This window comes from Mycobacterium lehmannii, assembly GCF_002245535.1.
In the GTDB taxonomy this organism is placed as follows: Bacteria; Actinomycetota; Actinomycetes; order Mycobacteriales; family Mycobacteriaceae; genus Mycobacterium; species Mycobacterium lehmannii.
Map to the genome: position 1 here is coordinate 137,979 of NZ_NKCN01000002.1, position 15,519 is coordinate 153,497.

Annotated in this window: 11 protein-coding genes; 6 read left to right on the forward strand and 5 right to left on the reverse strand. The window is 67.9% G+C overall.

Going from position 1 to position 15,519, the window contains the following annotated elements:
* The first annotated feature begins 53 nt into the window (after positions 1-53).
* Positions 54-1,793, forward strand: a complete 1,740-nt coding sequence (locus CEX87_RS03105) for a glycerol-3-phosphate dehydrogenase/oxidase (RefSeq protein WP_094285934.1) — start codon at positions 54-56, stop codon at positions 1,791-1,793.
* Between the two features lie 10 nt (positions 1,794-1,803).
* The gene (locus CEX87_RS03110) at positions 1,804-2,661 is read left to right on the forward strand and encodes a pseudouridine synthase (RefSeq protein WP_233151262.1); all 858 of its coding nucleotides are present in this window, start codon (positions 1,804-1,806) and stop codon (positions 2,659-2,661) included.
* A gap of 1 nt (position 2,662) precedes the next feature.
* Here the strand turns inward: CEX87_RS03110 and CEX87_RS03115 are convergent, their stop codons facing one another.
* A complete protein-coding gene (locus tag CEX87_RS03115; RefSeq protein ID WP_094286207.1) occupies positions 2,663-4,576 on the reverse strand; it encodes a glycoside hydrolase family 2 protein in 1,914 nt (637 codons plus the stop codon).
* A gap of 640 nt (positions 4,577-5,216) precedes the next feature.
* On the opposite strand from CEX87_RS03115, the gene CEX87_RS03120 reads away from it, so the two are divergent.
* Positions 5,217-5,474: an RNA-binding protein gene (locus CEX87_RS03120; RefSeq protein ID WP_094285938.1), complete on the forward strand. Its 258-nt coding sequence runs from the start codon at positions 5,217-5,219 to the stop codon at positions 5,472-5,474.
* A gap of 29 nt (positions 5,475-5,503) precedes the next feature.
* Positions 5,504-6,274: an SDR family NAD(P)-dependent oxidoreductase gene (locus CEX87_RS03125; RefSeq protein ID WP_064426915.1), complete on the forward strand. Its 771-nt coding sequence runs from the start codon at positions 5,504-5,506 to the stop codon at positions 6,272-6,274.
* On the opposite strand, the gene CEX87_RS03130 is transcribed toward CEX87_RS03125, so the two are convergent.
* Positions 6,240-7,028, reverse strand: a complete 789-nt coding sequence (locus tag CEX87_RS03130; protein WP_064419203.1) for an enoyl-CoA hydratase/isomerase family protein — start codon at positions 7,026-7,028, stop codon at positions 6,240-6,242. The genes CEX87_RS03125 and CEX87_RS03130 overlap by 35 nt on opposite strands.
* A 27-nt stretch (positions 7,029-7,055) precedes the next feature.
* Positions 7,056-7,742 carry a TetR family transcriptional regulator gene (locus CEX87_RS03135; RefSeq protein ID WP_064426928.1) on the reverse strand — a complete coding sequence of 229 codons (687 nt, stop codon included), beginning with the start codon at positions 7,740-7,742 and terminating at the stop codon, positions 7,056-7,058.
* Positions 7,743-7,811: 69 nt separating this feature from the next.
* Between CEX87_RS03135 and CEX87_RS03140 the strand changes: the two genes are divergently transcribed.
* The gene (locus tag CEX87_RS03140; protein WP_094285940.1) at positions 7,812-8,879 is read left to right on the forward strand and encodes a ferredoxin reductase; all 1,068 of its coding nucleotides are present in this window, start codon (positions 7,812-7,814) and stop codon (positions 8,877-8,879) included.
* Between the two features lie 20 nt (positions 8,880-8,899).
* Entirely contained in the window at positions 8,900-10,006 is a 1,107-nt protein-coding gene (locus CEX87_RS03145) for a fatty acid desaturase family protein (protein ID WP_064428540.1), read from the forward strand.
* Positions 10,007-10,083: 77 nt separating this feature from the next.
* Here CEX87_RS03145 and nei2 read toward each other — a convergent pair whose 3' ends face one another.
* Positions 10,084-10,857 carry an endonuclease VIII Nei2 gene (gene nei2, locus CEX87_RS03150; protein ID WP_094285942.1) on the reverse strand — a complete coding sequence of 258 codons (774 nt, stop codon included), beginning with the start codon at positions 10,855-10,857 and terminating at the stop codon, positions 10,084-10,086.
* 35 nt (positions 10,858-10,892) lie between these two features.
* Positions 10,893-15,443: an ATP-dependent helicase gene (locus CEX87_RS03155; protein ID WP_416171882.1), complete on the reverse strand. Its 4,551-nt coding sequence runs from the start codon at positions 15,441-15,443 to the stop codon at positions 10,893-10,895.
* Between the last annotated feature and the right edge of the window lie 76 nt (positions 15,444-15,519).

A 15,519-nucleotide genomic window follows, 5' to 3' on the forward strand; every position in this document is an offset into this window, starting at 1 on the left:
CCACGTAGCCTGGACGGGGCGAGTGTACCCACGAGTAACTAGGAGCCAATCCGGTGAGTGACCCGATCCCGGCGAACGGGCAGACGCTTCTGGGTCCCCAGCAGCGGGCCGAGGCTTGGGAGCGGCTCGGCAGCGAGCAGTTCGACGTCGTCGTGATCGGCGGGGGAGTCGTCGGGGCGGGTGCGGCACTGGATGCGGCCACGCGCGGTCTGAAGGTCGCGCTCGTCGAGGCGCGCGACTTCGCGTCGGGCACGTCGAGCCGGTCGTCGAAGATGTTCCACGGCGGGCTGCGTTATCTCGAGCAGTTGGAGTTCGGGTTGGTGCGCGAGGCGTTGCACGAACGCGAACTATCGCTGACGACGCTGGCGCCGCATCTGGTCAAACCGCTGCCGTTTCTGTTTCCGCTGACCAACCGGTGGTGGGAGCGTCCGTACGTCGCGGCGGGCATCTTCCTCTACGACCAGCTGGGTGGCGCGAAATCGGTCCCGGCGCAGAAGCATCTGACGAAGTCCGGAGCGCTGCGGCTGGCGCCGGGGCTCAAGCGGTCGTCGTTGATCGGCGGCATCCGGTATTACGACACGGTGGTCGACGACGCACGCCACACGATGACCGTGGCGCGCACGGCCGCGCACTACGGCGCCGTGGTGCGGACCTCGACGCAGGTGGTCGCGTTGCTGCGGGAGGGAGACCGCGTCACCGGCGTGGAGGTCCGCGACTCCGAGAACGGCTCTGTGACCGAGGTGCACGGGCACGTCGTCGTGAACGCCACCGGTGTGTGGACCGACGAGATCCAGGCATTGTCCAAGCAGCGCGGGCGATTTCGGGTGCGCGCCTCCAAGGGCGTACACATCGTGGTGCCGCGTGACCGGATCGTCAGCGAGGTGGCGATCATCCTGCGCACCGAGAAGTCGGTGCTGTTCGTGATTCCGTGGGGCACGCACTGGATCATCGGGACCACCGACACCGACTGGAATCTGGACTTGGCGCACCCCGCGGCCACCAAAGTCGACATCGACTACCTCCTCGAGACCGTCAACACGGTGTTGGCAACGCCGCTGACCCACGACGACATCGACGGCGTATACGCCGGTCTGCGACCGTTGCTGGCCGGCGAGAGCGAGGAGACCTCGAAGCTGTCGCGTGAGCACGCCGTCGCGGTGCCCGCCCCGGGATTGGTCGCGATCGCCGGCGGCAAGTACACGACCTATCGGGTGATGGGTGAGGACGCCATCGACGCTGCCGCCGAGTACATCCCGGCGCGGGTGGCGCGCTCGATCACCGAGAAGGTCCCCCTGATGGGCGCCGACGGCTACTTCGCGCTGATCAACCAGACCCAGAGCGTCGGAAAGCATTACGACCTGCATCCGTACCGGGTGCGCCACCTGCTGGACCGGTACGGGTCGCTGATCGGCGAGGTACTGCAGATGGCCGAGGGCAATCCAGAACTGCTGACCCCCATCACCGAGGCGCCGGTCTACCTGAAGGTCGAGGCTTTCTACGCCGTGGCCGCCGAGGGCGCATTGCATCTGGAGGACATCCTGGCCCGGCGGATGCGGATATCGATCGAGTACCCGCACCGCGGCGTGGACTGCGCGCGCGAGGTCGCCGAAGTGGTTGCGCCGGTGCTGGGTTGGAGCGACGAGGACATCGACCGCGAGGTCAACACGTATCTGGCGCGGGTGGATGCGGAGATCCGCTCGCAGCAGGAACCCGACGACGAGTGCGCCGATGAGTTGCGGGCGGCGGCACCGGAAGCACGCGCCGAGATCCTCGAACCCGTTCCGCTCAATTGAGGCGCAGGCATTGAGGCGCCCGGCGCCGCTGCCCGTGCGCGACGGGTTGGGTCCGGCACGGGTGCGGCTGCGTGGCGGCGCGGTCCTGGTCGAGCTGGCCGACCGGTTCGGTGAGGCGGCCGCGGCCAAAGTGCTTGCGGGGGAGGTGGTCACGGCCGACGGCGACGTCGTGACCGCGGGGACCGTACTGCCGCCCGGTGCGTTCGTGTACCTGTACCGCGAACTGCGCGACGAGGTTCCGGTGCCGTTCGACATCCCCGTGCTGTACCGCGACGACGACATCGTGGTGGTCGACAAACCACACTACCTGGCGACGATGCCGCGCGGTCGCCATGTCGCGCAGACCGCGCTGGTGCGGCTGCGCCGCGAACTGGACCTGCCGGAGTTGTCGCCGGCGCATCGCCTGGACCGGTTGACCGCCGGTGTGCTGCTGTTCACGACGCGGCGCGAGGTGCGCGGCGCGTATCAGACCATGTTCGCGCGCGGTCAGGTGCGCAAGACGTATCTGGCGCGGGCCGCAGCGGATCCGGCGCTTGAGTTTCCGATCACGGTGCGCAGTCGAATCGTCAAGCGGCGTGGACGGTTACAGGCGGTGGAGGAGCCGGGCGAGCCGAACGCCGAGACGGTGATCGAGCATCTCGGTGACGGACTGTATCGGCTGACACCGCAGACCGGCCGCACGCATCAGCTTCGGGTGCACATGGCCTCGCTGGGCCTGCCGATCGTCAACGATCCGCTGTACCCGGCGGTGACCGACGTCGCCCCGGACGACTTCTCGCGCCCGCTGCAGCTTCTCGCACAACGCCTCGAGTTCACCGACCCGCTCATCGGACGTCAATGCGACTTCGTCAGCACCCGGACCTTGTGACTCAGCGACGCTCGACCGGCTCGTCGACCTTTGCCCCCGCGGCGATCACGGCGCGGTTGCGTTCGGCGACCGTCCGCAGCGACATCTTGACCAGCCAGCGGTCGTAGGTCATGTACCCGTTGACCTCGTTCTCGACGTCGGTGGTCTGGGTGTAGATGGCGCCGGACAGGCCACCCTTTCGGACCTCGTCCTCGAGGTCGCGGCTCACCTGGACGTAGCGCTCGGTCAATCGCGCTCGGCTGTCGGTCATTTCGTAGGCCTGCGGCCTGCCCGGCCAGCGATTGCCGTGGGGGATCAGCCCGAGCCCGCCATACTCACCGTTCACCACCACGCGATGCTCGAGCGGTATCGGACGGTTGCCGAGCATCGTGCGCTCGTCGCGCGGGGTGGCCGGGTTGTCGTGCAGGACCGGGCGGCCGGGGCCGACGTAGGTGTGGTCGTCGTAGACGTCGCCGGCCCTGCTGTCGGGCCTGGACTTGCAGCAGTTCACCCCGCTGTTGGCGTTCACCATCCGGGTCGGGTCGGCGGCCTTGGCCACACCTGCGATCCGCGCGGTGTCGAATTCGCCCCATCCCTCGTTGAACGGGACCCAGCCGACGATCGAAGTGACGCTTCGCAACTGGTCGATCATCTCGACGAGTTCGCGTTCGAAGTTGACCTTCGCCTGCGGCGACGGCTCCGGTGCGGGGCCGACCGGAATGTCGAGGGACACGTCGAGCGACGGCATGTCCTGCCACACCAGCAGCCCAAGCTTGTCCGTCCAGTAGTACCAGCGCGCCGGTTCCACTTTCGCGTGCTTGCGCACGAAGTTCATGCCGAGCGCCTTGGTGCGTTCGAGGTCGAACCTCAGTGCGTCGTCGGTGGGAGCGGTGAAGATGCCGTCGGGCCAGTAGCCCTGGTCCAGCGGACCGTGCAGGAACGTGATCTTGTCGTTCAACGCGATTCGCGGACGGCCCTGCGGGTCTCTGACCGTGCTGATGGTGCGCAGACCGCCGTAGCTGTTGACCTCGTCGACGACCTTGCCTTCGGGCGTGACCAGCCGCACCTGCAGGTCGTAGAGGTACGGGTCGTCCGGTGTCCACAGGTGTGGGTCCGGAATTTGTACGCGCACCGGCTTGCCCGGTTCCCCGTAGTTGCGGGCCACCGTCGGACCGTCGGGAGCCGACACGATCACCTCGGCGCGTTCGTCGGTCGTCCCCGTGGAGCGCGTTGTGACGGTGAAACCCTTCAAATCCGCTGTGACATCGAGCTTCTCAACGTGGGCGGCGCGCACGGGTTCCATCCACACCGTCTGCCAGATGCCTGACGCGCCGGTGTAGAAGAGACCCTCGGGATCGTTGCGCTGCTTGCCGACGGCGAACGGTGCGGCTTCGTTGCGATCCTCGGCGCGCACGACGATCTCCTGGGTGCCCGACCAGCGCAGTGCGTCGGTGATGTCGGCGCTGAACGCGGTGAACCCACCCTCGTGGTGGGCGACACGCTTGTTGTTGACCCACACCGTCGCGGTCTGGTCGACCGCGCCGAAGTGCAGCAGTACCCGCTGCCCGCGCCAGGTGCCCGGCACCTGAAAGTTCTTGCGGTACCACATCTGGTCGTCATGACGCTTGATCCCCGACAGCGCCGACTCCGTGGGGTAGGGGACCAGGATCTTCTCGTCGAACTCCTTGGCCGACGGCGGCGTCGTCACCGCGGTGTCCTGCGAGCGCCCGGTGTAGGCCCAGACCCCGTTGAGGTTCAGCCAGCGCGCCCGCGCCATCTGCGGACGGGGGTATTCCGGCAGGGCGTTGTTGGGTCCGACGAGATGCGTCCACGGCGTCGACAGCGGCGGGCTCTGCCGCTGCCACGCCTCGGCCGCGTTCGCCGGGGCCGCGCAGATCGCGAAACCCGCCGCCAAGGCCAGCGGTACGGCCGCCATCCGGCTGAGTATCTTGCGCACACGGTGCCGGTTGTTCGACAGCTCGGTGTTCACGGCCACGACTACTAGTCCCCCCTGCTGGAAACCATCGACGGAAATGCTGTTCGGGTGCTGCGCACCGGACGCCATAGCAAACCTAGTCAGGAGCAGGCCGCGAGGAATCAGGTGTTTCCCTATGCTTTGCATCGGCATGGACGAACCACCCGGTTCGTGCAGGCATCGCGCACCGATCGTGGAATCGATCAAGCTCGCGTGAATGCGTGAGAGTTGGTGTGCCACACCGTAAATGCAAAGTCGAGACGCTCATCTAGCCTAGCATCGATCCGTCGCCGGTGCCACGGGTCGCGCGGGCTGTGCGCTGCCTTCCGGACCGAGTGTGTCTCGCCGCTGCGCCGAGGCCGCACGCCAAGATGGAGCAAATGGTGAATAGGTGAGCTAGATGTACGGCTGGTGATCCTGTTCGGAGCCGGATGCGGCCACCATACAGGAAGGAATGGTTCGGGCATCGCAGTAGACATCGAAGACGCTGAGGGGTTCGTTACGGCGACTCGCCGATCGCGCATTCGGCCCCCTGACGCGTGCGTCACTGCCACAATCGGGTCGGGCGACGGCGCTTGGCACGTCGCCGGAGGGAGGAGATGTGCGCAAGGTAGTGCTGTGCGCTGCTGCGGCCTTGTTCGCCGGGGGATTGGTGACGGTGAACCCGCCGAGCGCCGAGGCGACGCTCTGCGGTTCGGTCGGCGGCAGGTTCGTCGACGTGACCGGCTGCGCGGACCCGCTTTCGTATCTCAACGAGTTGCCGCCACCGCCTCCTCCGCCACCACCGCCGCCACCTGCGCCGAACGTCAGCGTGTGCGCGAATGTGTGGCGACGGATCAGCGTGAGCGGTTGCATCTGACCGCTGACCCATCTGCTTGACTGACGGCCGTGGACCGCGCTTCGTTCGACCGTCTCTTCGATATGACCGACCGCACCGTGATCGTCACGGGCGGCACGAGGGGCATCGGCCTCGCGTTGGCCGAGGGCTTCGTCCTCGCCGGCGCCCGCGTCGTCGTGGCCAGCCGCAAACCCGAGGCCTGCGAGCGGGCCGCGGAACATCTGCGCCACCTCGGGGGTTCGGCGGTCGGCGTGCCGACCCACCTGGGTGAGGTCGATGCCCTCGAGGCGCTGGTGCAGCGCACCGTCGACGAGTACGGCGGTGTCGACGTGGTGGTCAACAACGCCGCCAACGCCCTGGCGCAACCACTGGGTGCGATGACGCCCGATGCGTTGACGAAATCCTTCGAGGTCAACCTGCGCGGGCCGGTGTTCCTGGTGCAGGCGGCCCTGCCCTACCTGAAGGCCAGCGCGAAAGCCAGTGTGATCAACATGGTCTCGGTTGGGGCGTTCAACTTCTCGGCGTTGACCTCGATCTACTCTGCCAACAAGGCCGCACTGATGTCGTTCACCCGATCGATGGCCGCCGAGTTCGCGCCCTCGGGCATCCGGGTGAACGCGATCGCCCCCGGACCGGTGGACACCGACATGATGCGCAACAACCCGCAGGAGGTCGTCGACGGGATGGCGCGCAGCACCTTCCTCAAACGACTCGCATCGCCCGACGAGATGGTCGGCACCGCCCTGCTGTTGGCCTCGGATGCCGGCAGCTACATCACCGGAACGGTCATGATCGTGGACGGCGGCGGAACGCCTCGCTAGCCTCGCGCATCTCGCCGCTGGTCGAGGCCAGGATCTGGCTGCGGTTCTCCAAGTGCAGGGCCGCTTCCAGGCTCGACGCCTCCAGGTTCGCCCACAGCACCTGCTTCGTCGACTCGAGGCCGAACTTGCCGTAGCCGCAGAGTATCTCGGCGATCGCCATGGCGTCGAAAACGATCGCTTCGTCGGTCGACACCCGCGACACCAGGCCGAGCCTCAGCGCTTCGGGGGCGTCGACAGCGCGCGCGGTGAGGATGAGGTCGAACGCCGGGCCGGCGCCGATGATCCGCGGAAGCGTGTAGCTGACCCCGATGTCGCAGCCACCGAGGCCCAGCTTGATGAACTGTGTGCAGAAGCGCGCCGACTCCGAGGCGATGCGGATGTCGCAGGCCAGCGCGATGCCCATTCCCCCGCCGTACGCGACCCCGTTCACGGCGGCGATCACCGGTTGGCGCAGCCGGTGGATGCGTGCGGTCAGGTCGGCGATGCGTTCCTGCCAACGCATGCCCGAACGCGGGAACTCCGTTCCCTGGCCTGTCTTCTCCGGGTTGGGATCGGTGAGGTCCAGACCCGAGCAGAACCCACGTCCGGCGCCGGTGAGCACGACGACGCGGCACTCGTTGTTGGAGTCGATTTGCGCCAGCGTCGAGTGGAGGTCCTCGACGAGTTCGTAAGACAGTGCGTTGAGCTTCTCGGGGCGGTTCAGCGTGAGCACGGCGATGTCGGGGCGGGGGTAGGCCAATTCGAGGTGCGGCATCCAGCACACGCTAACCCGCGCCGGATTTCACCCGCTGCTGCGCCATCCCCCGACACCCACTGCGATCATCCGCAGCTGCTTGACTGCCACCCGCTTGATCTCGTTGAGCGCGGCCTGGTCGTGGGCGTCCTCGATGGCCTCGGCGATCACGATCATCGCGTTGACGAACAGGCTGGCCAGGATGTTGAGATCTTCGCTGCTCCACGTGTTCAGGTTCGGGAAACGGGCCAGGTCGATCGCGAGCTCGGAGGTGATCAGCCGGATCTCGGTGCGGATGGCGTAGCGCAGAACGGTGACGCCGCTGTTCCGTTCGCGGCCGATGAACCGCCAGTGCTCGCGCCGTTCGTTCACGCCGTCGATGAGGATGTCGACGCTGGACTCGATGACCCGTTTCGGGTCGAGCTTGCCGGCGCGGGCCCCGCGCAGCATGTCGCGCAGGCTGCGGAACGACTCGTCGATGAGGACGAGCCCGAGGGCTTCCATCGACTCAAAATGCCGGTAGAAGGCCGCAGGCACGATACCCGCTTCGCGGGTGACCTCGCGCAGGCTCAGCGCGGAGAAGCTGCGGTCTTCGAGCAACTTGAGGGCGGCCGCGACGATCGCCTGCCGGGTGGCCTCCTTGCGCTCTTCGCGGGACATGGTCGTGCGCGGGTGCTCGCGCGATCGTGACCGTCCCGACCGGCTCGACCGTGAGCCAGGCGTACGACTGTTCACTGTGTGAAACATACCACAACCTGGGTGAATGGGTTGACGAGGTGCTGCACATGCGGGGACGGTGTACATATGTTCACTCAAACGTTGACGCGTGGTCTCCGGGACAGGGTGCTCGGGTCGCCGCTGGTCGACCTGCTCACCGGCCCCCATGGCGTGGACCGATACACCGAGCTTGTCGCGCCCACGTGGACGCGCTCGGATGCTCGCGCGGAAGTGGTCGCGGTGCGGCGGCAGACCCCGCGCAGCGTCACCCTCACGCTGGAGCCGAATCAGGCGTTCACCGGTTTTCGCGCCGGACAGCACATCAACCTCACGGTCGAGATCGACGGTCGTCGTCGCACCCGGCCCTACTCTCCGGCCAACGCCGAGGGCGCCCCCTATCTCGAGCTCACGGTGGGACGCCATGACGGCGGGCTGGTCTCCGGTTACCTGTGCGAGAACGCCCGCCCCGGCATGGTGGTGGGTCTTGACTCGGTCGGCGGCAACTTCGTGCTCCCCGACGACGCACCGCGCCGCATCCTGTTCGTGTCGGGCGGCAGCGGCATCACACCGGTGATGTCGATGGCGCGGACGCTGCGAGCCGGCGGGTACGACGGCGAGGTGGCATTCATCCACTACGCCCGCTCGGCCGAGGACGCGTGCTACCGCGCCGAGCTCGACGCCATGACCGGCGTGCGGGTGCTGCACGGATACACGCGGTCGACGGCCGGCTCCGACCTGACCGGCCGGTTCGGACCCGCACATCTGGCGGCGGCGATGCCCGACCCCGACGCGGTGTTCGTCTGCGGCCCGCCCGAACTCGCATCGGCCGTGCGCGAGCACTGCACGAACGTGGTCTCGGAAAGCTTTGTCCCGCCGACGTACACCGCGCCCGCCGAACCGTCGGGCGGCACGATCACGTTCGCCGACAGCGGAGTCGCGGTGACCGACGACGGCCGCCCGCTGCTGGAGCAGGCCGAAAACGCAGGCCTGACCCCCGAAAGCGGATGCCGAATGGGCATCTGCCACAGCTGCACCCGCCGCAAGACGCGCGGCGTGGTGAAGAACCTGGTCACCGGCGCGGTGTCGACCGCGGAGAACGAAGACGTGCAGATCTGCGTCTCGGCTCCTGTCGGCGACGTCGACCTCGCGTTGTAGAAACCGAAAAGGAGTTCGACATGACTGTCATCACCGATACCACTTCGAAACCGCACACCCTCGAAAAGACGGTGGCGGGCAGGAAGATCAGTCTGACCGCCGAGCAGGCCGAGGCCTTCGGCCGCGAACTCGACGCGCTCAAGGAGCGCGTGATCGCCGACCTCGGCGAGCGCGATGCCACCTACATCCGTCGAATCATCAAGACGCAGCGCGCATTTGAGATCGGCGGGCGGGCCCTGCTGTTCGGCGGAGTGTTCCCGCCGTTCTGGCTGGCGGGCACCGCGCTGCTGGGACTGTCGAAGATCCTCGACAACATGGAGATCGGCCACAACGTCATGCACGGTCAATACGACTGGATGGGCGATCCGAACATCTCCAGCCGGGGCTTCGAGTGGGACACCGCCTGCCCGGGCGAGCAGTGGCGCCACTCGCACAACTACATGCATCACACCTACACCAACATCGTCGGGATGGACCGCGACGTCGGTTACGGCATCCTGCGGATGAGCAAGGACCAGAAGTGGACGCCGTACTTCCTCGGCAACCCCGTCTACGCCTTCCTGCTGATGGTGCTGTTTCAGTACGGCGTCGCGCTGCACGAACTCGAAACCGAGCGCATCCGCGCCGGTGAGATCACGATCGCCGACAAGCGCGAGATCCTCGAGGGCATCTGGCGCAAGACCAAACGCCAGACGCTCAAGGATTATGTCGCGTTCCCGCTGCTGGCCGGGCCGTTCGCCCCGTGGGTCGTCGCGGGGAACCTGACCGCGAACCTGATGCGCAACGTGTGGGCGTACATGATCATCTTCTGCGGCCACTTCCCCGATGACGTGCAGGAGTTCTCCGTCGAGGAGACCAAGGCCGAGACGCGCGGTCAGTGGTACTTCCGGCAGGTGCTCGGCTCGGCGAACCTGACGGGTGGAAGGCTGTTCCACATTCTGAGCGGGAATCTGTCGTTCCAGATCGAGCACCACCTGTTCCCCGACATCCCGGCGCACCGCCTGGCCGAGATCTCCGAAGAGGTCAAGGACATCTGCACCCGCTACGGGATTCCGTACAACGCGGGGTCGCTGCCGCGGCAGTTCGCGACGGTGGTGCGCAAGATCGTCCGACTGGCGTTGCCGTAACGCCTCCGGCGCGGCGAGACTGCGGTTTCTGATGGGAATCGGCCGAAACCCGTCATAAACCGCAGTTTCGGCACGGTTCAGGTCTGGCAGACCGGACACCAGTACGAGACGCGATCGCCCGGCTTGCCGGGACGCACCGAGTCCGACTCGATGGGCGTGCCACACCGTCGGCACGGTCGGCCACGCCGGCCATAGACCCACAGGTCGCGACCGCCGCGGGTGTCACCGGTCGTGGTCCGGTTGACGCGGGACCTGTTCAGCCACAGCATGTCTCGGGCCCGCTGCACCATCCGCAGCGGGTCCTTGACCTTGCCGACCGGGGTGGTGGGCAGGTAGCCGGTGACGAAGCAGAGCTCGTTGGCGTAGACGTTGCCGACGCCCGCCATCACGCGCTGGTCCAGCAGCGCGTCGGCCAGCGGCCGTTCCGGGTCCTCGACGAGGTTGGCCCTGGCGACGCGCGGTTCCCAGTCGTCGCCGAGCAGGTCGGGGCCGAGGTGGGCGACGGCTTCCATATCGTGGTCACGCTGCAGGATCTCCAGCACACCGAGGTCGACACCGGCAGCTCGGGAATCGCTGGTGTGCAACAGGATCCGGATCTTGTACTCCGGTACCCGACGGATCTGGCCGCCAACCAGCCAGGCGCCCTCCATCTTCAGATGTGAGTGGATGCTGGCGTCCCCGACGCGGATGAACAGGTGCTTACCCCGGTCGATCACCTCGTCGACGACGCAGCCCGTCAGGTCGACCGTGGCGAACTTGGGCACCCGAACGTCACAACGGGTGAGCGGCTTGCCGACCAACGCCTCGCGCAGCTTCGTGGCGGTGCGGTAGACCGTGTCGCCTTCGGGCATGCCTCAGCGCCTTCTGTTCGTCGCGCAGGCTCTCATCACCGTAACCGCAGGCCGCGCGGTGTACGGGCGAACCCAGCGCCCAGCAGGGCGTCGTGCACCGCGGCGCGCTCGCCTTCTGCACCCGGTTCGAGAACCGGGACCCCGTTGACCTTCTCGACGAGAAACGATCCGACCCGACCGCTGCTGACCAGATCGGCCAGGGCCGCGGCGGCGGCGACGTGCGCGTCGGTGTCCTCGGCGAAGCTCAACAGCGAGCGCCCGCCACGTTCGAGGAACCACACCAGTTCGCCGTCGACCATCGCGACCAGCGCACCGGCTTTACGACCGGGGCGGTGCGTGACGTCGTCATCGGATCGCCGTGTCGGCCACGGAAGTGCGGCGCCGTAGGGGTTTGCCGGATCGGCGGCCGCCAGGACGACCGCGTGGTACTCGCGGTGGTCCTGGTCGACGCTGTCCAGATAGGTCCGCAAGCGGTCCACCGTGGATGCGACGGCGAACTGGGCCCCGCCGAGTGACTCGACGAAATAGCCCCGCTGGCATCGGCCGGCATCCTCGAACGCCGTCAGCACCTTGTAGAGCATCGCGAAGCCGCCGGGCACGCCCTCCGCGCCGACGGCGCCCTTGGTCAGCACGCCGTGCCTGCCGAGCAGCAGTTCGGCCTGGAAGTGCGCGCGCACAGTCGATTCCGGTTCGGCGACCGGCAGCGCCGACCACCGGCCCGCCACCGTGGGGTCGGCGTTGCGGGTCTGGGCGTGCGCGACGCTGTAGCTACTGAGCCGCGGCGCCCGTCGCCGCTGGCGGTGCGCGGGTGCGCCGCGCCGCCCCGACGCCCCGCGGGTGCCCATCAGCTTCGCGCGCACCGGCGCGAACGTGTCGCCGGTGATCCAGCCCGCCCAGACCAGATCCCACAGCGCGTTCTTGTGGTCTTCGGTCGGGTTGTCCGCGAGCTGACGGAAGAAGTAAGCGCCGCCAGCCTGACCGGGTGAGCCGAGCGCATCGAGGATCGCCCGGTGGGTGTCGGTGAACTCGATCTCGGTGGGGGCGGTCAACGTCAACGGCGCCGACTCGGCGGCATGGAAGGCGATCCACCCGTCGCCGCCACCGATCTGGCCGGCTCCCGACCAGGTGACCTCACCGGAGGCCAGCAGTTCGTCGAGCATGGCGGGCTGGTAGTCGCGGACGCGCTGACCGAACACCAGCGGCTCGACGGCCGAAGCCGGAATCGGCACGCCCGCAAGCTGATCGATCACGGCAACGAGCCCGTCGACGCCGCTGTTGTGCGCCGAGCCAACCGTCTGCCACGCGGGCAGGAAGCGCCCGTACGCCGCGGTGCTGACCGGCTCGATCTGTGCGCGCAGCGCCGCCAGCGACCGGCGCCGCAAAATCTTGAGCACGTCGCTGTCGCACCATTGCTCAGCAGCGCCGGGGTCGGCGACCGGCAGATCGGTGAACTCACCGCGAATCAGCTTGCCGTCGATGGCCATCCGGCCCAGCACGTCGGCGGTGACGCGCAGACCCAGGCCGAACCGCGCGGCCGCATCGTGTGTGGTGAACGGCCCGCGGGTGCGGGCGTAGCGGCCGAGCAGCTCACCCAGCGGGTCGTCGACAGACTCGGTGAACGCCGTCGGCACCCCGACCGGCACGGCCACACCCACGCCGTCGCGCAACAGGCCGATGTCCTCGATCGCGGCCCACCACGTCTGGTCGGCGAACGACACGGTCAACGCGCGCTTGGCGGCGCGCAGGCCCTCGAGCCAGCCGCCGATGTCGGAAGTCGTGCAGCGGTCGGCGATCTCGGCTTCGGTCAACGGGCCCAGCAGCCGCAGCAGGTCGGCGATACCCTCGGCGTCACGGGCCCGCCGGTCGTCGCTCAGATGCTGCAGTTGTCGCGTTGTACTCGTGATGACCTGCGGATCGAGCAGCTCCCGCAGCTCGACCCGGCCCAGCAGTTCGGCGAGCAGGACGCTGTCCAGCGACAGTGCCGCCGCGCGGCGTTCGGCCAGCGGGCTGTCGCCCTCGTACATGAAGGCGCCGACATAGCCGAACAGCAGCGACGCGGCGAACGGTGACGGCGTGGTGGTCTCCACCTCGACGATGCGCAACCGGCGCTGTGCAACCCGGTGCATCAGCTCCGTCAGTGCGGGCACGTCGTAGACGTCCTGCAGGCACTCCCGCACGGCCTCCAACACGATCGGGAAGTCGGGATACTTGCGCGCGACGTCGAGCAATTGCGCGGCGCGCTGGCGCTGATGCCACAGCGGGGAACGCTTGCCAGGATGGCGGCGCGGCAGCAGCAGCGCGCGGGCCGCACACTCGCGGAAACGGGACGCGAACAGCGCCGAGCCTCCGACCTCGGCGGTGACGATCGGCTCGATCTCGTCGGCGTCGAAGACGAACAGGTCCGCGCCGGGAGGCGCGTCCTCGGTGTCGGGCAGCCGCACGATGATGCCGTCGTCGGACGCGGTGGGCTTCTCCTCGATGCCGTACCGCTCACGCAGCCTTCGCGAAACCGCCAGCGCGAGCGGGCCGTGCACCCGCAGTCCGAAGGGCGAGTGCAAGATGACGCGCCAGTCGCCGAGTTCATCGCGGAACCGTTCGACGACGAACGTGGCGTCCGAAGGGACGACACCCGTGGCTTGGCGCTGGTCGTCGATCAGCTGCCACAGGTTGTCGGTGGCGAACTGGTCGAAACCCATTGAGCGGCAACGCTGGTCAAATTCGTCCTTACCGAGGCGGGCCAGCTCGCCGGTGTACGCCCCGACCGCAGCGCCCAGTTCGGCTGGGCGGCCGACGCCGTCGCCGCGCCAGAACGGGAGTCGCGCCGGCTGACCGGGCGCGGGGATCACCAGGACGCGGTCGTGGGTTATCTCGGTGATCCGCCAACTCGTCGCGCCCAGCGAGATGACATCACCCGGGCGTGACTCGTACACCATCTCCTCGTCGAGTTCCCCGACGCGGGAGGGCTTTTCGGAATCGGTGGCCAGATAGACCGTGAACAACCCGCGGTCGGGGATCGCGCCGCCGCTGGTGACCGCCAGCCGCTGTGCGCCGGGCCGGGCCGTCAGCGTGCCGGTATCGCGGTCGTACACCAGGCGGGGTCGCAGCTCGGCGAACTCCGTCGACGGATACTTACCCGAAAGCAGATCCAGCGTCGCCTCGAACGCGCTGCGCGGCAGGGTGGCGAACGGGGCGCTGCGCCGCACGGCGTCGAACCAGCGGTCGGCGTCGAGCGGTTCGAGCGCACACGCGGCGACCGTGTGCTGCGCGAGCACGTCGAGCGGGTTGGTCGGCACCCGCATGGTCTCGATCTCACCGGAGAGCATCCGCTTCACCGTCACCGCGCAGCCGATCAGGTCGGTGCGGTGCTTGGGGAACAGCACACCCTGCGAGATCTCGCCGACCTGGTGGCCGGCGCGGCCGATGCGCTGCAGCCCGCTGGCCACCGAGGGCGGGGCCTCCACTTGGATCACCAGATCGACTGCGCCCATGTCGATCCCGAGTTCCAGACTCGAGGTCGCGACGACGGCCTTGAGCCGGCCGCTTTTCAGGTCGTCCTCGACGATCGCCCGCTGTTCCTTGCTGACCGAGCCGTGATGCGCGCGGGCCAGCAGCGTGGGTGCACCCGAAGCCTGCCCGCTGCCCATGATGTGCGCGGGTGAGCCGCCTGCGACGCCGGTGTTGGGTCCCGTCTCGAGCTCTTGGCCGGTGCGTTCGGCGTGAATCTCGTTGAGCCGCGACGTGAGTCGTTCGGCGAGCCGTCGCGAGTTGGCGAACACGATCGACGAGTTGTGCGATTCGACCAGGTCGACGATGCGTTCCTCGACGTCGGGCCAGATGGTGTTGTTCTCGAGGTTCGCCATATCGGGCACCGGCACCTGGACCGACAGGTCGAACGTCTTGGCGGCGGGCGGCGCCACGATCGTCGTGCGGGCCTGACCCGACAGGAACCGCGCCACCTCCTCTGGGGGTCGTACGGTGGCCGACAACCCGATCCGCTGCGCGGGCGTGTTAAGAAGTTGGTCCAGCCGCTCCAGCGACAGCGCGAGGTGGGCGCCGCGTTTGGTGGCCGCGACGGCGTGCACCTCGTCGACGATGACGGTCCGGACGTTGGCCAGGGTGTCGCGCGCCGCCGAGGTCAACATCAAAAACAGCGATTCGGGCGTGGTGATGAGGATGTCGGGCGGCCGGGTGATCAGTTCGCGCCGTTGCGCCGGGGAGGTGTCGCCGGAGCGCACGCCGACGCTGATCTGCGGGGCCGGCACGCCGCGCCGTTCGCCCACCCGGGCGATACCGGTCAGCGGGGTGCGCAGGTTGCGCTCCACGTCGACGGCGAGCGCCTTGAGCGGCGAGACGTACAGCACTTTGGTGCCGGCTCGCGGTTCGGCGGGGACGGATGCCAGTTGATCGATTGCCCATAGGAACGCCGCGAGCGTCTTACCGGACCCGGTCGGCGCGATGACGAGCGTGTTGTCCCCGTCCGCGATCGCCGACCAGGCCTGGGCCTGGGCGGGCGTCGGCTCGGCGAACGTGCCGGTGAACCATTCCCGGGTCAGGTCGCTGAACCGGGCGAGGGGGGAATTGCTCATCGACATCCATCGTGCACCCCGCCACCGACACGTTTCCGGCGATTTCGGTGCTGTAGGTATCGTCCAGCGCTAGTTA

What these genes read in the sequence shown, in the direction of transcription:
- CEX87_RS03145 (WP_064428540.1), top strand. Translation starts at nt 8,900, where the DNA reads ATGACTGTCATCACCGATACCACTTCGAAACCGCACACCCTCGAAAAG.
- CEX87_RS03140 (WP_094285940.1), top strand. Translation starts at nt 7,812, where the DNA reads ATGTTCACTCAAACGTTGACGCGTGGTCTCCGGGACAGGGTGCTCGGG.
- CEX87_RS03115 (WP_094286207.1), bottom strand. Translation starts at nt 4,576, where the DNA reads ATGGCGGCCGTACCGCTGGCCTTGGCGGCGGGTTTCGCGATCTGCGCG.
- CEX87_RS03155 (WP_416171882.1), bottom strand. Translation starts at nt 15,443, where the DNA reads ATGAGCAATTCCCCCCTCGCCCGGTTCAGCGACCTGACCCGGGAATGG.
- nei2 (WP_094285942.1), bottom strand. Translation starts at nt 10,857, where the DNA reads ATGCCCGAAGGCGACACGGTCTACCGCACCGCCACGAAGCTGCGCGAG.
- CEX87_RS03130 (WP_064419203.1), bottom strand. Translation starts at nt 7,028, where the DNA reads ATGCCGCACCTCGAATTGGCCTACCCCCGCCCCGACATCGCCGTGCTC.